Genomic DNA, 18,605 nt, shown 5'->3' with positions numbered 1-18,605 from the left:
ATGCGCCAGTCCGCGTTCGCGGTGACGTGCCACGTTACCGCGAGTCCTTTCATGTCTCCGTCCTCTCCCGTTGCGCGCAAATGGCGCCTCGGTCTCGTTTGCTCCCTGTCATCGCTGCTGCAGCCGGCCGAGGGGGCAGCACAAACAGCTCTACCCACGACGCTCGATCCGGTCGAGGTCTCACCCTCGACATCCGCAAAGCCCAAGCCTGCGGCGCGAAGCCGCAATCCCGCCGCCGCATCGCGGTCACGCGCGAGGCCTGCAACGGCGGTGGCAACCGCTGGTGCGCCGCGCGCGGCGGCGTCAGGCGCATCGGGATCGGCATCGCCGACGCTCAACGCCACCACGCAGGGCGGCACCGGCAGCCGTCTCAATCTGACGCCGCTGCAAACGCCGGCCAGCGTCGAGATCATCACGGCGCAGACCATCGCCGAACGCGGCCAGCACAATGTGCTCGATGCCGTCACCCAGAACGCGGCCGGGTTCATCGCAACGCCGGCGCCCGGCAATGGCGGCCTGTCGTTCAGCACCCGCGGCTTCGCCGGCAGCAACTCGGTGATGACATTGTATGACGGCACGCGCTTCTATATCGGCTCCGGTACCCTGACGTTTCCCTACGACACCTGGTCGACGCAGCGCGTCGAGGTGCTGCGCGGACCGGCCTCGGTGCTGTACGGCGAGGGCGCGATCGGCGGCGTCATCAACGTCGTTCCGAAGAAGCCGCAGGGCACGCCCTACAATGAGGCCGAGGTCTCGCTCGACAGCAATATGACGCGACGGCTTTCGGTCGACGCCACCGGTCCGATCAATCCCAATGTGTCGTACCGCATCAACGCCACCGGCAACATGTCGGACGGTTGGGTCGATCGCGACAAGACCTCGAATGCGGTGGTCTCAGCGGCCGTACGCGTGCAGGCGTCGGCCAATCTCGCCTTCACGCTCTCCGAGGATTATGGCGACCGCAGCCCATCGCGCTATTTCGGCACGCCGCTGGTTGGCGGCTCGATCCAGGACGCGCTGCGCTTCAAGAACTACAACGCATCAGACAGCGCGATCCGCTACCAGGACAGCTGGACCCAGTTCAAGACCGAATGGGACGTCGCCGACGGCATCAAGATCAACAACACGCTGTATTACCTGACCAGCGAGCGGCACTGGCGCGACATCGAGAACTACACCTGGAATCCGAAGACCCAGCTGCTCGACCGCAACAACTATATCGAGATATTCCATGACCAGAAGCAGGTTGGCAACCGGATGGACGCGAGCTTCAACGGTCATGTCTTCGGGCTTGCAAACCAGTTTGTCGCCGGGTTCGATGTCAACCACATCGACTTCACCCACACCAACAACTCGCCCTATAGCGGCACGTCGTCGGTCAATCCCTACGTCCTCGATCCCGGGTCATTCTTCGCGACGACGTCTCCAACCTCGCCCGGCTTCAACTCGATCGTCAATCAGTACGCGTTATTCGCCGAAGACCGGCTGTCGCTGACCGATCAATTGTCGCTCGTCACCGGAGTCAGATATGATCGTCCCGATATCGATCGCACCGACTACAGGACGCCAGGGAACAGCTTTGGCGTTTCGCTATCGGGCACCAGCTGGCGCACCGGCCTGGTGTACGAGCCGATCAAGAACCTCGCGTTCTACGGCCAGTACGCGGTAGGCGTCGATCCGGTCAGCAACCTGATCTCGCTGTCGACTTCGCAGAAAACCTTCCAGCTCGCGACCGGCAAGCAGACCGAGGTCGGGGTCAAGCAATCGTTCTGGGGCGGCCGCGGCGAGTGGACGCTGGCTGCTTACGAGATCGTCAAGACCGGGCTCACGATTCCCGATCCCAGCAATCCAACCGCCGGCCTGGCGTTGCAGATCGGACAGCAATCATCTCGCGGGGTCGAAGGATCGATCGGGCTCGCGCTGAACGATGGCTGGCGCGTCGACGCCAATCTCGCGCTGTTGCGTGCGCGATACGACAACAACAGCCAGGTGGTGGGCGGCAAGATCGTCAGCTACAACGGCAATGTCCCGGTCAACGTGCCGCAGCAGGTCGCCAACGTCTGGCTGACCTGGGACTTCGCGCCGAACTGGTCGGTCTATGGCGGCGTGCAGATGGTCGGTGCGATGTACTCCGACCTTGCTAACACCCAATTGCGGCCGGGCTACGATGTGGTCAATGGCGGCATCAAATGGAAGCCGGATGACCGCACCACCGTCGCGTTCCGGGTCTACAATCCGTTGGACAAGGTCTACGCGGTGACCTCGAACGGCACGGGGCAGTGGCTGCTCGGCATGCCGCGTACCGCCGAACTGTCCGTCAACGTGAAGTTCTGACCATGCGCAACGCTCTGGTCCGGCGAGCGCGGCGATGGCTCTATGTCGTGCATCGCTGGATCGGCATTGCGACGTGTCTGTTCTTCGCGATGTGGTTCATCTCCGGCCTCGTCATGATGTACGTGGCGTTTCCGCGCCTCACCGACAGCGAGCGCCTGTCCGCGCTCCCCGTCATTCTCTGGAACAAGGTACGGGTCGCACCTGATCGCGCCATGGCGCTCGCAGGTGCGGTGCATTATCCGCGCGATCTCCGGCTCTCGATGATGGACGACGTTCCGGTCTATCGCGTGACCGGCTGGAAAGGCGGCTCCGTCACCATCTCGGCGATCGACGGCAGCGTGGTCGACAGGATCACAGCGGACCAGGCGCTTGCCATTGCGCGGCATCACCCGCGTGCCGTGCACCCGCAGCTGCTCGATGCCGTGACGCGCGATCAATGGTCGGTCACCGCGCGATTCGATCCGTTGCGGCCGCTCTATTTGATCGGTCTCGGTGACGCTGACGGCACCGAGCTCTATGTCTCCTCGCGCAGCGGCGAGATCGCGCTCGACACGACGCGGCAGGAACGCGTCTGGAACTGGCTCGGCTCGATCCCGCACTGGATCTATCCGACCGTGCTGCGCCAAGACGGCCCGCTGTGGCGGGACGTGGTGCTGTGGACCTCGGGCATCTGCCTCGTCGTCGCGGTCAGCGGCTTCTGGATCGGCATCCTCCGCCTGCGGCTGATGCGCCGTTACGCCAGCTGCGCCGTCTCGCCCTATCGCGGCTGGATGGCCTGGCATCACATCGCCGGCCTGATCGGAGGTGTCTTCGTGTTCACCTGGATGTTCAGCGGCTGGTTGTCGCTCAATCCCGGCGGCGCGTTCTCCGGCCGTGGCCTCACGCGCGAGATCGCGGTCGGCTACAGCGGCCACGACACACCCGACATCGTTGCCGGGTTTCGGGCCGCGCCATCCGCGCGGGCCGTGGAAGCGCGCTACGTCTGGATCGGCGGCCGCCCTCTGGTGATGCTCGACGACAGCGGCGGCCGTCGAAGCCTTGCCGATCCCGTGACCAGCGCGCCCGTGGTGCTCTCGCGCGATGAAATCATCGCCGCCGCCCGGCGCGCAATGCCGAAAGCTGCGATGATATCGGCGCGACAACTCGACGAGCCGGATGCCTATTGGTACACGCTGCACCAGCCGCGGGAGCTTCCGGTGCTGCGGATCGGCTTCGACGATCCCGCCCATACCTGGCTGCACATCTCACCCGGCACCGCCGAGATCCTCGACCGCAGCGACGACAGCCGTCGCTCCTACCGCTGGTTGTTCAACGCGCTGCACAGTCTGGACTTCCCGCTGCTGCTGCGCATCTGGCCGGCGCGCGACGTCGTGGTCTGGCTGCTGTCGGCGGTCGGCACGATCGTCTCGATCAGCGGTATTGTGATCGGCTGGCGCCGGCTGCGGCGGCGCAAGGTGCGGCCGGTGCGAGGTCTGCGCCCCTGTTAGCAGATTGTCATAATCTGTTTCTATGTTGCGCCTGCCGCGGGGTTTGACGAACGGCTTCATCGATCACCGATAGATCGTGCCGTTCGGCTGGGGCTTGAGGATCAAGGCGGCGCCTCATTCACTTTGTTCAATGGGTCGGAAGATCGGGCTGCGCTCGAAGCATGATCGGATGTGGCAGCGCTTTCTTGGCCTGGTCATAGGCACTCTCGTTGCCGGGAATATCCAGACGGTAACGATGGCCGCAAGCCTTGAATCAGTTCGCACGCCGCCAGCGGTCGACTTCGATATTGGTAGCCAGCCTCTGGTCTCCGCGCTCGATGCTTACAGCGCAGCCACCGGTCGTCAGGTCGTTTATGACGCCACCCTGGCCGCGGGGCGTCGCGCGCAGGCCGTCAAGGGATCGATGACGCCCGACATGGCGTTGCAGCTTCTGCTCGAAGACACCGGTCTGGTCGCGGTCTATGCCGCGGCCAACGCCTTCACGATTGTGCCTGCGGCGACCGCGCCGCAGACGGCGTCGATACGCGGGTTCATGCCCTATCTCGCATCCGTCCAGAGCAGTATCGAGGAAGCCTTCTGCCGTTCCGCGCTGACCGCGCCGGGCGGCTATCGGATCAAGTTCAAGTTCTGGATCGGGCAAGCCGGCGAGCTGCTGCGGCCCCAGCTGCTCGGCTCCACCGATGACAGCGCGCGTGACCAGGCGATCGCCGCCCTGTTGCGTGCCGTCGTGATCGGCCGGCCGCCGCCACCGGACATGCCGCAGCCTGTCATGATGGCGGTTTCGCCGCGGCCGCCCTCCGAAACCGGCGACTGTGCGGCGCGTGATCCGAGGCGCCCGGGACCGGTCGCGCGATGACGGAAACCACTTCGACCACGCTTCGGCAGGTGCTCGTCGAGCGCTACGACGAGCTTCGCCGCCGCCTCGCGCGGCGTCTCGGCGACGAGAAGGCGCGCGAAACCCTTCACGAGACGTGGCTGCATCTTCGCGACAAGAACAGCCCGGGCGTGGTGGATAGCCCGATCGGCTATCTGCTGCGCAGCGCGCTCAATCTCGCGATCAGCCGCGAGCGCCAGGAGACGCGCCGGATCAAGCGGTTCGAGGTGCAGCCGATGCTCGAGATCGTCGATGCGGCGCCGGGGCCGGAACGCGAGGTCGAATCGCGGGAGCAGATTGCGCATCTGGAGCAGGTGCTTGAGGAACTCACGCCGCGCCGCCGCACGATCCTGCTCGCATCCCGCCTGGAAGGCACGCCGCTCCGGGAAATCGCCGCGCGCCTCGGGGTGTCCCAGCGTTTGGTGGAGCTTGAGCTGAAAGCCGCGCTCGAGCATTGCGCCAGGCGGTTTAATAAAAAGGTCACAAGACGTTTCGGTCCGGCACCGCGGGAAACGTCCTGATAGGAGAGAGTCCGAGTGTTGCGCATTTGTATGGAAGTGCTGCCAAGAGAGCTGTCAAGAGAAACGCCCGATCGATGACACGTCACGACGAACCGTCGGAGCAGCTGACCGCGATCGAGAGCGAGGCGCTTGCACGCGTCCAGCGGCTCGGTTCGGGTCAGGCCACCCGGCGGGACATCGAGGAAACCAAGCAGTGGGGAAGCCAGAGCACAGCTCATTCGGAGGCGCTGGCACAGGCCAGCCTGCTGTGGGATCAACTCGGCCCGGCCGGCGCCAACCTGTTGAAGCGGCGTGGCGATTCCATGCTGGCGGATGTCCGGCGGCAGCCGCGCATGACGCGGCGGGCGATGCTCGGAGGCGCGCTTGCGACGTCGGCCGCCGCGTATCTCGTGGTGTCGCCGCCCTTGCGGTTGTGGCCATCGCTGCAGGACGTGATGGCGGATTATCGCACCGCCGCCGGCGAGCAGCGCAAGCTCACGATCGATGGCGGTGTCAAGGTGACGCTGAACACCGGAACCAGCGTCAATGTTCAGTCGGGTGATGGCAGCCAGGATCGCATCGAGATCCTGACCGGGGAAGCCGTGATCGCGGCGGCCTCGGCAAGCCGCGAAGTGCGCGTGGTTGCCGGTGACGGCGAGATGAATGCGCGTCAGGCACAGTTCAACGTCCGTCATGAGCAGCCCGGCACCTGCGTGACGTGTCTCGATGGCGAGGTCCAGGTCATCCGCCATGGTTCCGTCGCGGCGCTGCGTGCGGGGCAACAGGTCAGTTATGCAGCGCGTGGTCTCGCGGCGCCGATGTCGGTCGATCCTGCCGAGGTGACGGCCTGGCGCGACGGAATGTTGATCTTTCATGACGCTCCGCTCGGCAACGTCGTGGCCGAGATCAATCGCTACCGGTCGGGCAAGGTCATGGTGACGAACGCGGAATTGGAACGCCGTCTCGTCAACGGCCGGTTCCGCATCGACAACGTCGAGGGCATCCTCGCCATGTTCCAGCAAATCTTCGGCGCCAAGGCGCGACACCTGCCCGGCGGCATCGTGCTGCTGAGCTGATGTGAAGCGGGTCGTGAAAGCGCGTGTCACATCTGCTCAGGAATTGTGCGCGATTTTGTTGTTCGGTCCTGCCGATCAAATGGCGTCCTTGAGGACGAGAAGCCTGGCATACGGTCAAGCCGTGTGACGGGCATCTGCGCAGATCCGATCTGCATATTTTTCCGTCCGTTGTTCCCAGGGGACATCCTATGCCGTCTCGTCAGCGCGTTGCCCGCCGTCCTCGCCTCGATCCGCGTCGGGCTGCACAGCTTCGGTCGCGGCAGCGGATCGGATCGGTATCGCGCTCCATGCTGCTCGCGGGAACAAGCACGCTGGCGCTGCTGCTGAGTGGACTTGAGGGCACATCCGCGCGTCCGTTCGGCAATTTCGGGACGACGACGTCGGCGCCGGCGATCGCCAGCGATGCAGCCGCCGCCGCGGCCCAGCGGGCCACTGACGTCGCGAGGCAAAGCCAGGGCGCGCTGACGCGGGCGACCCATGCCATCCAGGCGTTGCAGGCCGCGCAGTCCGCCGCGCGCAGCGCAGCCGCCGCCTCGCAGCGATCGGCCACGTTGCCGCAGGTGGCGGTGCCGAACGGCCTTGCGCCGGGTGGGCTTCAGGTTGCGCCGGGCGCCGTGCCGGGCTCAAGCCTTTGGCAAGGCGCCGCGCTGCCGAGCCAGGCCGCAAGCGGTGGCCAGACCACGGTCACCGTCAATCAGACCGCGCCGCAGGCGATCCTCAACTGGCAGAGCTTCAACGTCGGCAGCCAGACCACGCTCAATTTTAACCAGCAGGCCGGCAACTGGACCGCGCTCAATCGCGTCGTCGGCAACACCGGACCGAGCCAGATCCTCGGCCGCATCACCGCGCCGGGGCAGGTGCTGGTGATCAACCAGAACGGCATCATCTTCGGTGGTGCGAGCCAGATCAATGTCGGCTCGCTGATCGCCTCCAGCGCCAACATCGCCGACAGCCAGTTCCTCGCCAATGGTCTCTATTCGACCCAGAGCGGCACCAAATATCTGCCGAGCTTCACCGGCGCCGGCGGCAAGATCGTGGTCGAGAGCGGCGCGCTGATCACGACCAACGCGCCGTCCTCGGTGACGGCGGGCGGCGGCTTCGTGCTGCTGGTGGGCACCGAGGTCGACAATGCCGGCGCCATCACCACGCCGAAGGGACAGACCCAGCTTGCGGCCGGCGATGATTTCATCCTGCGTGCCGGTTACGGCACCAATGTCAATCAGAACTCAACCACCCGCGGCAACGAGATCGCCCCGGTGCTCCATCCCGGGAGCGGCAGCGGCACTGTCAGCAACACCGGACTCGTCCTCGCCCAGCAGGGCGATATCACGCTCGCCGGCCATGCCATCACCCAGGACGGCATCCTGGTCTCCACCACCTCGGTCAATCAGCGCGGCACCATCCATCTGCTCAACTCGGCGTCCGACACCACCGGCAGCATCACGCTGACCAATAGCGGCATCAGCCTGATCCTGCCGGAGACCGATGCGGCGGCCGCGCTGGTCGCCGGCATCGATCCGAACGTGACCGGGCTCAATTCGCAGCGCGATGCCCTGATCGCCTCGGCCAAGCCGAATCTGCTGGCGACCGGCCAGTTCGACAACCTCTCGACGCTGTCCGACCGGCCCGATCAGTCGCGCATCGAGATCGTCACCGGCGGCACGGTCGATTTCAGGAACGGCGCGCTGACCATGGCGCAGGGCGGCCAGGTGACGGCCGCAGCCGGCAAGCGCGTATTCGCCGAAAGCGGATCGGTGATCGACGTCTCCGGCACCACCGGCACCGTGCTGCCGGTGTCGGCCAATTCGATCAAGGTCAACGTCCAGGGCAACGAGCTGCGCGACAGCCCGCAGAACCGCGACAATGGCACGCTCATCAACAGCAATCTGTGGATCGACGCCCGCGATCTGACCCTGGTGCCGGCCGGCACCGGCGGCTATGCGACGGACCGCTACTACACCGCGGGCGGGCTGCTCGAGGTCTCCGGCTATCTCAACAACACCGGCCACAAGATCGGCGAATGGACTGCGGTCGGCGGCACCATCACCTTGTCGGCGCCGGAGGTGGTGGCGCAACGCGGCGCGATCTTCAATATCTCTGGCGGTGCGGTGCAGTATCAGAGCGGCTATGTGCGGCAGACGCTGCTGCTCGGCAATGACGGCCGCATCTACAGCGCCGACGATGCTCCGGCCAATCTGACCTATGTCGCGGTGGCCAACGGCTTCATCGTCAATCACGCGCACTGGAACGTTGTCGAGGTCTATCTCAGCCCGTTCGGCAAAGGCAGCACCCGCTGGGAGAACGGCTACACCCTGGGCCGCGACGCCGGCAGTCTCGTTCTCGCGACCCCGACCTCGGTGTTCGAGGGCACGATCCTCGCCAATGTGATCGACGGCGAGAACCAGGTCGCCAAACGCCCGACTGGTGTCGCCGACGGCTACAAGCTGACGCAGACCACCGTGCCGCTCGCCGGCACGCTCGCGCTCGGGCAGTACAATGGCTATGGCCTCGCCGGCGCCTACAACACCGATGTGTCGTTCGGCAATGTGGCGCCGCTCACCGGCAATCTCGGTTTGACTTCTGCGCTGCCGGCGGATCGCGTCAACACGGCCTGGTTCGATGCGCCGGCGCTGAACGGCTTCGGCCTCGGCGGCCTCAACATCAACACGGCCAACAAGATCTCCATCGATGCGCCGCTGCAATTGTCATCGGGCGCGCAGGTCAAGCTGATCGCTCCGACCGTCGACATCGCGGCCGACATCACCGCGCGCTCCGGTAGCGTCACGGTGAGCAACATCCTCAACGCAGCGACCGGCACGTTTGCGCTGACGAATGCGGCTGGAGGCGCGGCGCTGACGCTGGAGCCCGGCGCCGTCATCGATACGCGCGGCCTGTGGGTCAATGCGCAGACCAATCCGACCAGCGTGTCGGGTCTCGGCTTCGTCGACGGCGGCAACGTCACCTTCGATTCCACCGGTGACCTCACGCTCGCCAATGGCAGCACGATCGATGTCTCATCGGGCGGAGCCATTCTCGCCAATGGCAAGACCCGGGGCGGCAAGGGCGGCAACGTTACGCTGATCGCCGTTGATCCGGCCGGCGGCGGCACCGCCGTAAATGGAACGTTGACGCTCGGCAGCAGCATTCGTGCGGCCGGCGTCAGCGGCGGCGGCACGCTGACCATCGCTACGCCGGGGACCGTGGTGACCACCGATCAAGCAAGCCTGTTCGGCGGCACGCTGCTGGCTAACACGCCTGCGAAGGCGAACCTTGTCTTGGCGCAGCCGCTGACCATTCCCGCCGGCCAGCCGCTGCCGATGCCATACAGCACGGTGCTGACGCAGGTGCCCCTCGATACGCCGCTGCCGGGCGGCGTGGTACCGGGCGATCAGCGCACCGACGGCAGCGGACAGAACGGCGTCACCGTTCAACAGGATTGGATCGTGCCGACAGGCATGTCGGCCGTCGATTACAATACCCTCACAAACTACACTGCTGGCCAGACGATTCCCGCGGGCTCGAACATCTCCAACTTCAGTGGCGCCTTCCCGGTCGGCTATGTCGTGCCGTCGGGGACATTTCCGAATAGCATCAGAACGCCAGCCTTCACCTATACGATTGCCGCCGGAAGCGTTCGGTCGTCGGACACCACATATGCGCCCGGCGCCGTGATCCCTGCTGGAACCAGCCTCGGCGTCACCGTCGCGGTCCAGTCGCCGGTAGTTCTCACGCCAGGCCTCTTCGCATCCGGTTTCGCGAACTACGACATCAACGGCGGAACGGAGACGCTGGTGACGAATGGGACGGCCGTTGCGCCGACCATGCCGGTCTACCGGTTCACAGCGAGCAGCTATGCCGCGCGGACCGGCGCCGATCCGGCAGCGGCGCTGTCATTGTGGCAGCCGCCGCTGTTTACCGAGAACCCGCTGAACGCGACGCTGACGCAGCGGGCCGGCGCCAGCGTAACGCTGCATTCATTGATCAAGGGCGGCCTGGAGCACGGTGGTGGTCCGATCGTGATCGGCGACGGTGCTTCGATCACGGTCGATCCCGGTCAGAGCATCAAGCTCGATGCCTACAATCAGATCACGATGGACGGCCGGCTGACCGCGCATGGTGGCAGCATCACGCTGATCAACGAGTCCGATAATTCACTGGGGGCCTCGCGCAACTTCGACGCGTACGGCCAGGGCCGTGCCTTGTCGCTGTGGATCGGCGCAAATGCCGTGGTCGACGTGTCGGGTGCGGCTTACACGGCCACTGACACCACGGGACGGACGTATGGCACCGTCACCGATGGCGGCAGCATCAACCTGGGTGGCGCAACCGGCTTCGTGATCGTCCGGCCCGGCGCCGAACTCAACGCCGACGGCGCCAGCATCACCGTCAACTCCGCTGCCGGCATGTCGCCAAATGCGTCCGGCAGCGCGCAGACGCTCGTCAGCAATGGCGGCTCCATCGCACTCAGCTCATCGAGCGGCCTCTATCTCGATGGCAACATCCACGCCGCGGCCGGTGGTGCGGGCGCGGCGGGCGGCAGCCTGTCGATCTCGCTGCTCAGCGCCGTCTTTCCCGCCGACGGCTCCTTCGTGCCGGCAAATGCACTCGTACCCAGTACGATCATTGTGACCCAGACGCAGCAAGCGTTGCTGCCCGTCGACATCGCGCCGGGGACCGACGCTTCGAGGCTGACATTCGGCCAGGCCGTGGTCAGTGCCGACATGATCAAGGCCGGCGGCTTTGGCAATCTGTCGCTGAGTTCGGGCGATTACATGCAGTTCTCCGGCAATGTGTCGCTCGCGCTCGGCCAAAGCATTGCGCTCACGGCCGCTGCATTCACGTCGGGGCCCGCCGTGCCGGGCCTGCCGGTCCCCGTCGGCTCGCCCAGCAAGCCCGATCCTTCCGCGCCGATTCCGACCGGCGATGTCCTGCTGTCGGCGCCCTATGTCCTGCTGCGCGAACCGGCGGCAACGACCGCCGGATTCATCGGCAATCCGGGCGCGGCCGGCGTTCCGAGCCGAGCGAGCTTCGAGGTCGATGCCAGGCAGATCGACGTGCAGGGGCTGATTCTGTTCTCGGCATCCTCGCCGAACAGCATGTATGCGCCCGGCTTTGGCGATATCAGGTTTGTGAGCAAGGGCGACATCCGTTTCCTCGCCACCGGCGAGGGGCAGACGACGCGGCTCTCGACCGACTGGAATCTCGATCTTATTGCTGCCCAGCTCTATCCGGCCACGGGCGTTGTCGCGATCGTCACCGCCGGGCAGAACAATTCTACGGCTGCGCAGTCCGATCAGCCGCCCACGCTGACCATCGGCCGCAGCACCGATACCATACCGGACGCACCGCTGTCGGTGTTCGGCAGCCTCGCGCTCGCCGCGCCTGTCGTCGAGCAGGGCGGCATCGTCCGCGCGCCGTTCGGCGCCATTGTACTCGGCAACAACAATCCTTTCGACAACCGCATTCCGACGCAGCGGCTCGACGTGCTGCCGGGCAGCCTGACCTCGGTCTCGATGGCGGGCATATCGATTCCCTATGGCGGCACCATCGATGGCGTGACCTACAACTACAACGGCTCGAGTGTTCGTCCAAAAGGACTGACCAACCTGACCTCGGACGGCTCGCCGCTCTCCGGCATCATGCTGGACGGGCAATCCATCAACGTTCAGGGCGGCGCCACGCTTGACCTCTCCGGCGGCGGCAATCTGACCGGCGCGGGCTTCATCTCGGGCCGCGGCGGCTCGGTCAACGTGCTCAACACGCCGCTGATCAATGCCAATCCGGCGACGCCAGTCAGCAAGGCAAGCGACAAGGTCTATGCCATCCTGCCCGGTTACGCGTCCGGTTATGCGCCCGTCGCGCCCGAGAACGGCGCCGGCGATCCCGCGATCGGCCAGCAGATCACCATTCCCGCCGGCGTGCCGGGCCTGCCTGCCGGCACCTACACGCTGCTGCCGTCGAACTACGCGCTGCTGCCCGGAGCCTATCGCGTCGAACTTGGAGCGGTCACGCGCACGCCGATCAACGGCACGGTTGCGATCGGCAACGGCACCTACGCGATGTCCGTCCACACGGGCGTTGCCAATACCGGGATCAGCAGCTCGCTTGCGTCGCACGCGCTGATTACGGCTGGAACGGCGGTGCGCAAGTACTCGCAATACAATGAGCAGAGCTACAGCGACTTCCTGATCGCAAACACGACGCAGTTCGGCGGCGTGCGGCCACTGCTGCCTGCGGACGGCAAGACGCTGGTCGTCGCGTTCGAGATGCCGTCGACGACGCCGGCTGCCGAGGCATTATCGTTCGAGGGGACCGCATTGTTCCAACCCGGCCAAGGCGGCTTTGCCGGCCAGCTGGTCACCCGCGGCGTCGGTGAGATCTACGCCGATGCTCCGACCGCGGGCTTTGCCGGCGTATCGGTCCGCGCAGCAGACCTGGATACGATCGGCGCGCCGCGGTTGATCGTCAACGGCTACGACAGCATCGTCAACGGCACGGTGACCTATATCGGCGGGAGCGACATCTTCATCCGCGACGGCGTTATGCTGACGGCAAGTGAAGTGTTCCTGGTCGGCGGCAACATCACGATCGGCAACAACGTCACGCTCAGCACCATCGGGCAGGGGCCGGCGCCGTTCGACTCCACTTCCCTCGGCATGAGCTACACCACAGCCAGCGGCACCACGGTGCTGGCGCTGTCAAACGGCAACCTCAACTTTCTCGGGTCGAATGGAGGTTCGGGTTCGTTCACGATCGGCGCCAACTCACAGCTCTATTCCGAAGGCACGCTGGTGTTCGCCACCAACGGCGCTTCGAGCATCGATCCGTCCGCGCATTTCGGATCGCGCAACATCACGCTCGCGGTCGGCAGCATCAATATCGGCGACAGCGGCACGATCGCCGCGGCCGGCGCGCCGGCAGGATTCCTTTTCAATCAGGCCCTGTTCGATACGCTCGTGCACGGCGACCCCACCCATGCCGCGCCCGCGCTGGAGAGGATCACGCTGAGCGCGGCGAGCTCCGTCAACCTGTTCGGTTCGGCCGGACTCGATGCGACCGGCACCGGCATCGATCTCGTGCTGAATACGCCGGCGATCTATGGCTACGGGAGCGCCGGCGACACCGCGACGATCGCCGCGGGCAAGATCACCTGGAACGGCATCGCCGGCGCGACGCCGCCGGCGCTCGGGGCCGGCGGGCTCGGGAGCGGCCTCGGCACCCTCAATCTCGTCGCGGGCGAGATCGACCTCGGCAAGTTCGCCTCGCTGGATGCGACGGCTCCGAGCCGCGTCATCTATGGCTTCGGCAATGTCAATTTCACCGCCAGCTCGCAGATTGTCTCCGCCGGCAACAGTTCGCTGTATGTCTACCAGACGCCGAGCACAGCGGCCGGCGCGGTGTTCGGCCAGAGCGGCACCGGAGGCAATTTGACACTGTCGACGCCGTTGCTGACCGGCGTGCAGAAGTCGATCATGAAATATACCACCGGCGGTGCGCTTGATGTCACCGTGCCCGCGGGGCTCGCGCCCAGCACTGCGACCTCCACGGTCTCCGGCGCCGAGATCGATCTGACCGGCGACAGCGTCGCGATCGCCAGCACCATCCTGTTGCCGAGCGGCAAGCTGGTGGTGAACGCGACCAACAACATCACGCTCGGGGGCGGCGGCCGCATCGATCTCTCCGGCCAGCCCTCGATGATCCAGCGCGCAACCGTCTACGGCTTCGGCGGCACCGCGATCTTCAACAGCGGCCAGGGCAGATTCACGCAGGCGGCCGGCTCCGTGATCGATGTGTCCGCCACCAACGCCAGTGCGGGATCGATCAGCATCAGTGCGCGTAACGGCACCGTTTCGTTCGGTGGCCGTCTCGTCAGCAGCGCCACCGGCCGCAACATCAGCGGTGATTTCAGTGTCACCGCCGCGAGCATGAGCAGCGTCGACTTCGCCGCGCTCAATGCTCTCCTGACCGAAGGCGGCTTGTTCGACGCCCGCAGCTTTGACATCAGGACCGGTGACCTTGTGATCGGCGACGGCGTCAAGGCGCACAGCGTGACAGTGTCGGTCGACGGCGGCGGCCTGACTGTCGCCGGCACGATCGACGCCAGCGGCGCCGCACCCGGCACCATCCGCCTTTCGGCCGGCAACGGCCTCACGCTTGCATCGAGCGCGGTGCTCGACGTCTCCGGCACGGTGCTGCAGACGGATAGCTACGGCCAGCCGATCGAGGCCAAGAATCGCGGCCACATCGAGTTGACCGCCGCCCGCGGCACGCTGACGTTGATGCCAGGCGCAACCCTGGATCTCACGGTGCCGGATCCCAACGGCATCGCTTATGGCGACGTCGTGCTGAACGCGCCGCGCGTCGACGAGACATCGGGTAACATTGCGATCAACGCAGCCAGCTCGCTCACGATCAAGGGAGCGAACAGCATCGCGCTGAATGCGTTCTGGACCTACGACCTGCCTACTGGCAGCACCATCACCCAGGCGACGCTCGATGGCTACGATACGGCGAGCACGGCGTTCATCAACGCCGCGCTTGGCGATGCGCGCCTGTCGGCGAAATTCGCCGGCCTCTCCGCCTATGGCGCTGCATTCCATCTGCGTCCGGGTGTCGAGATCACCTCCAGCGGCGATCTCTCGACGTCAGGCGACATCGACCTCTCTAAATATCGCTACGGACCGAACGCGGATACCAACCCGGCGTCAGCGACTTACGGCGCCGGCGAGGCAATGGCTCTCGTGGTTCGCGCCGGCGGCAACCTCTCCATCAATGGAAGCATCTCGGATGGCTTCCAGATGGCGAGCGATACTCCGGCGCTCTATTCTCCAGTTGCCAACATCACCGTGAGTTCTGCCTTCAGGGTCGTCAAGACAAACTATCTCTTGAGCATTGGTCAGACCGTGCAAACGAGCGCCGCCTGGACCGTTCCAAAGAGCTGGGGACTGCTGCTCCCCTTCTATCCGAGAGACCTGAGCGGCCATCGCTATGCTCCCGGGCAGACCATTCCGGCGGGAACTATTCTTAACCTCGTGGTCATTCCGGTCACCGAGGCAGCTTCCGTCGGCGGCGTGTTCGCCGCGCCGTCGGGGCCCGCCATCCCGGCCGCACTCGGTACGTCGCCCTGGGCCGTCATGTTGGCCAGCGGTTCGCAATCGGCATCGCTGCGCCTGACGGCTGGAGCCGACCTCTCCGCTGCCGATCAGCGCGCCCTGCAACCGGCTCGCGCACTCAATGGCGGGGGCAATCTGACGCTCAATGATCCCGCCTATAGCGACTCGGTCAATGGCGTCTTCTTCAGTGTGGTTCGCACCGGCACCGGCAGCCTCGAGTTGCTCGCGGGCGGCAGCTTTAGCGAAGCGACGCCGTACGGCGTTTATACTGCCGGCACGCAAGCCGCCCCGGCTCTGGTCAACGGCAGCAATCCCTACGATTTGGTGGGCGCGATACGAAGCGGCGTGACGCATGCCTGGTATCCGGAGCACGGCGGCGATCTGCTGCTCGTGGCGCAGCAGGATGTCACGGGTTACATCGCGACCGCGGACAATACGTCCCACTATGTCGACACGGATCGGATCGGCAACTGGCTGCAAACCCAGGGCGGCGGCGGGCTGTCGCCGGATCCGACCGCGTGGTGGGTCAACTTCGGTACCTTCGTCAAGGCCGATCAGGCTGCATCGAGTGCCTCCCTCGTCGGCTTCCAGGGAATCGGCACGCTCGGTGGCGGCAACCTGACGGTGATCGCGGGCCGCAATGCCGGCGCATCCGACGGCAGCGGGGCAAATATCTCGACCGGCCTCGATCTTGCGGTCGCTTCGACCGGGCGGCTGTTGCCGAACGGGACGTTGTTGCAGACCGGCGGCGGCGACCTGACACTGAGCGTCGGAGGCGTTCTCAATCCCATCAATGCGCTCACCGCGTCGGGCGGCCTGGTGCCGGATTATTTCGGCTCGGTGGCCGATCTGCGCGGAAACGTCGACGTTCGTGCCGGGTCGGTCGGAGTCGTGGTCCAAAATGGGCGGAGCAGTGGCGTCTCGTCGGTCGATCCGCGCACGCTCGATCCATCCACATTCAAGGATTCGATGAAAACGCCGGGCCCGACATTCACGCCGGGCGACGGCAGCGTCAGTGTCACCACGCGCGGCGACCTCGTGATCAGCGGGGCGAGCGACGCCGGCATGGCGGCATCGGTCAATTTCAATGGCGGCCCCTACACCCAGGTCAACGGCGACGGAACGACCACGCTGATGAGTTCGGCCGGGCGGACCAATTTCACGCTGTGGACGTCGGCCACTGCCATCAGCCTTTATGCGGCGGGCGGCGATGTGGCGCCATTGGCGGGAGACCCCGCCGGCAGGCAGAACGCGAACGGCTTCTACCCGGGAACGCTGATCGTTGCAGCGGCCAACGGCGACATCCGCTTTGGCGGGGGTCTCTCGATCGAGATGATGCCGTCGCAGTATGGTCAACTCGAATTGCTGGCGGCAGGATCGATCTATGGGCAAGGCCAGGTGCTGTCGATGTCGGGCGCCGACATGAGCGCACTGGCGACGCCATTCCATCCGGTGCTCTACATCGGCTCGAGAAACACCAACGCGTCGCTGGACGCAGCCTACCGCAACAACAATTTCAATGCGATCGCCTTTGGCGAGGACACGCCCGTCTCCAATCTGCATCAGGGGGATACCCAGCCAGCGCTGGTCTATGCCGGCGTCGATATCGACGATCTTGGCCTCGGCGCGACACTGACCATGATCCGCAGTGGCTCCAGCGGCTTCAATCCTCTCCATCGCACCTGGTATCTCGCGGCCAAGCCGTTCGAAGTCATCGCCGGCCGCGATATCGTCGGCCTCGGTGCGACGCCGGATGTGTTCTTCAACACCGGCCCCATAGGGGTTTCGCTGATGCAGGCCGGCCGCGACATCATCTACCAGTCGGTCAACGTGGTCGGCCCGGGCCTGCTTCAGATCCAGGCCGGCCGCAACCTCTACCAGGGCTATTATGGTTCGCTGACCAGCGTCGGGGATGTCGTCAACCCTGCCAACAGCGCGGGTGGCGCCGACATCGCGGTGCTGACCGGCGTCGGCGCGAACGGCCCGGATTATGCCGATTTCGCCAAACGCTATTTCAATCCTGCCAATCAGCTGCCGAGTAATGGCACACCGCTTGCCGGCAGCGGCAAGGTGGTGCACGCCTATGGCGCTGAGTTGTTGGCATGGCTCCAGAAGCGTTACGGCTACGCCGGAAGCGCGGCCGACGCGCTCGCCTATTTCCTGGCGCTGCCGAGCGAGCAGCAGGGTGTCTTCGTCCGCCAGGTCTTCTATGAAGAACTGACCCTCGGCGGCCGCGAGTACAATGATGCGAACGGGCCGCGTTACAAGAGCTATCTGCGCGGCCGCGATGCGATCGCGATGCTGTTTCCCGACCAGGATGCGAACGGCAGGCCGCTCACTTACTCGGGCGGGCTTACGATGTTCAGCGGCTTCGCGAAGGACCCTTCCAACAATCCGTATCAGGCCGATACCGGCAACCACACCCAGTACGGTGGCGCGATCCAGGTCCTCAATCCGGGCGGGCGGACCATCCTCGGCGTGGAAAGCGTCACGCCTGGCGCGGGGTCCGGCCTGATCACGCAGGGACGCAACAGCCCGATCGACATTTATTCGCTCGGCAGCATCCTGCTTGGCCAGAGCCGCATCATGACGACTTTCGGCGGCAACATTCTCGCATGGTCCGCCACCGGCGATATCAACGCCGGCCGCGGCTCGAAGACCACAACGATCTTCACGCCGCCGCTGCTGAGCCAAGATAGCTACGGCAACGTCACACTCTCGCCGGCTGCGCCCTCGAGTGGCGCCGGCATCGCCGCGCTCGCGAGCATCCCCGGCACTCCGCCGAGCGACGTCGACCTGATCGCGCCGCTCGGCACCATCGATGCGGGCGAGGCCGGCATCCGTGTCTCGGGTAACGTCAACCTTGCCGCGCTGCAGGTGGTCAACGCCGCCAATATCCAGGTGCAGGGCACCTCGACCGGGATTCCGACGGTGCAGGGGCCGCCGGTCGGGGCGCTGACATCAGCGTCAAACACCGCCGCCGCCAGCCAGCAAGCCGCGGCGCCGCCGCCAAGGAACAATGACCAGCCGTCGGTCGTGATCGTGGAAGTGCTCGGCTATGGCGGCAGCGACGGAAGCCCGCCGCAGGATCCGGCGGAGCAGCAGCGCAAACCGCGCGAAAAGCAGAGCTACAACGAGAACAGCGCGTTCCAGGTCATCGGGCTCGGCGATCCGGCGGGCTCGTCCGGCAGGTGATGGCGTGCGAATGGGCCGCTTCCGGG

Annotated in this window: 6 protein-coding genes; all 6 read left to right on the top strand. The window is 65.5% G+C overall.

Annotated features, from left to right (window positions below):
- The first annotated feature begins 51 nt into the window (after window positions 1–51).
- The 6 genes from CO675_RS22450 to CO675_RS22425 all read left to right on the top strand — a co-directional run bounded on the left by CO675_RS22450 (window position 52) and on the right by CO675_RS22425 (window position 18,579).
- Window positions 52–2,334 (top strand): TonB-dependent receptor, encoded by a 2,283-nt coding sequence (locus CO675_RS22450; protein WP_097674024.1) that lies wholly within the window; start codon window positions 52–54, stop codon window positions 2,332–2,334.
- Window positions 2,335–2,336: 2 nt separating this feature from the next.
- Window positions 2,337–3,821, top strand: a complete 1,485-nt coding sequence (locus tag CO675_RS22445; protein ID WP_097674023.1) for a PepSY-associated transmembrane domain-containing protein — start codon at window positions 2,337–2,339, stop codon at window positions 3,819–3,821.
- A gap of 76 nt (window positions 3,822–3,897) precedes the next feature.
- Window positions 3,898–4,677, top strand: coding sequence for a secretin and TonB N-terminal domain-containing protein (locus tag CO675_RS22440; RefSeq protein WP_143279070.1), 780 nt, complete (start codon window positions 3,898–3,900; stop codon window positions 4,675–4,677).
- On the top strand, window positions 4,674–5,216 hold the full coding sequence (locus tag CO675_RS22435) for an RNA polymerase sigma factor (protein ID WP_097674021.1): 543 nt from the start codon (window positions 4,674–4,676) through the stop codon (window positions 5,214–5,216). The genes CO675_RS22440 and CO675_RS22435 overlap by 4 nt, the downstream gene beginning before the upstream one ends.
- Window positions 5,217–5,290: 74 nt before the next feature.
- Window positions 5,291–6,271: a FecR family protein gene (locus tag CO675_RS22430; RefSeq protein WP_097674020.1), complete on the top strand. Its 981-nt coding sequence runs from the start codon at window positions 5,291–5,293 to the stop codon at window positions 6,269–6,271.
- Window positions 6,272–6,558: 287 nt separating this feature from the next.
- Window positions 6,559–18,579 carry a filamentous hemagglutinin family protein gene (locus CO675_RS22425; protein WP_158231291.1) on the top strand — a complete coding sequence of 4,007 codons (12,021 nt, stop codon included), beginning with the start codon at window positions 6,559–6,561 and terminating at the stop codon, window positions 18,577–18,579.
- Window positions 18,580–18,605: the final 26 nt, after the last annotated feature.

This window comes from Bradyrhizobium sp. C9, assembly GCF_002532045.1.
In the GTDB taxonomy this organism is placed as follows: Bacteria; Pseudomonadota; Alphaproteobacteria; order Rhizobiales; family Xanthobacteraceae; genus Bradyrhizobium.
The sequence above is the reverse complement of the archived record's forward strand: the minus strand, read 5'-3'. Positions and strand labels throughout refer to the sequence as shown.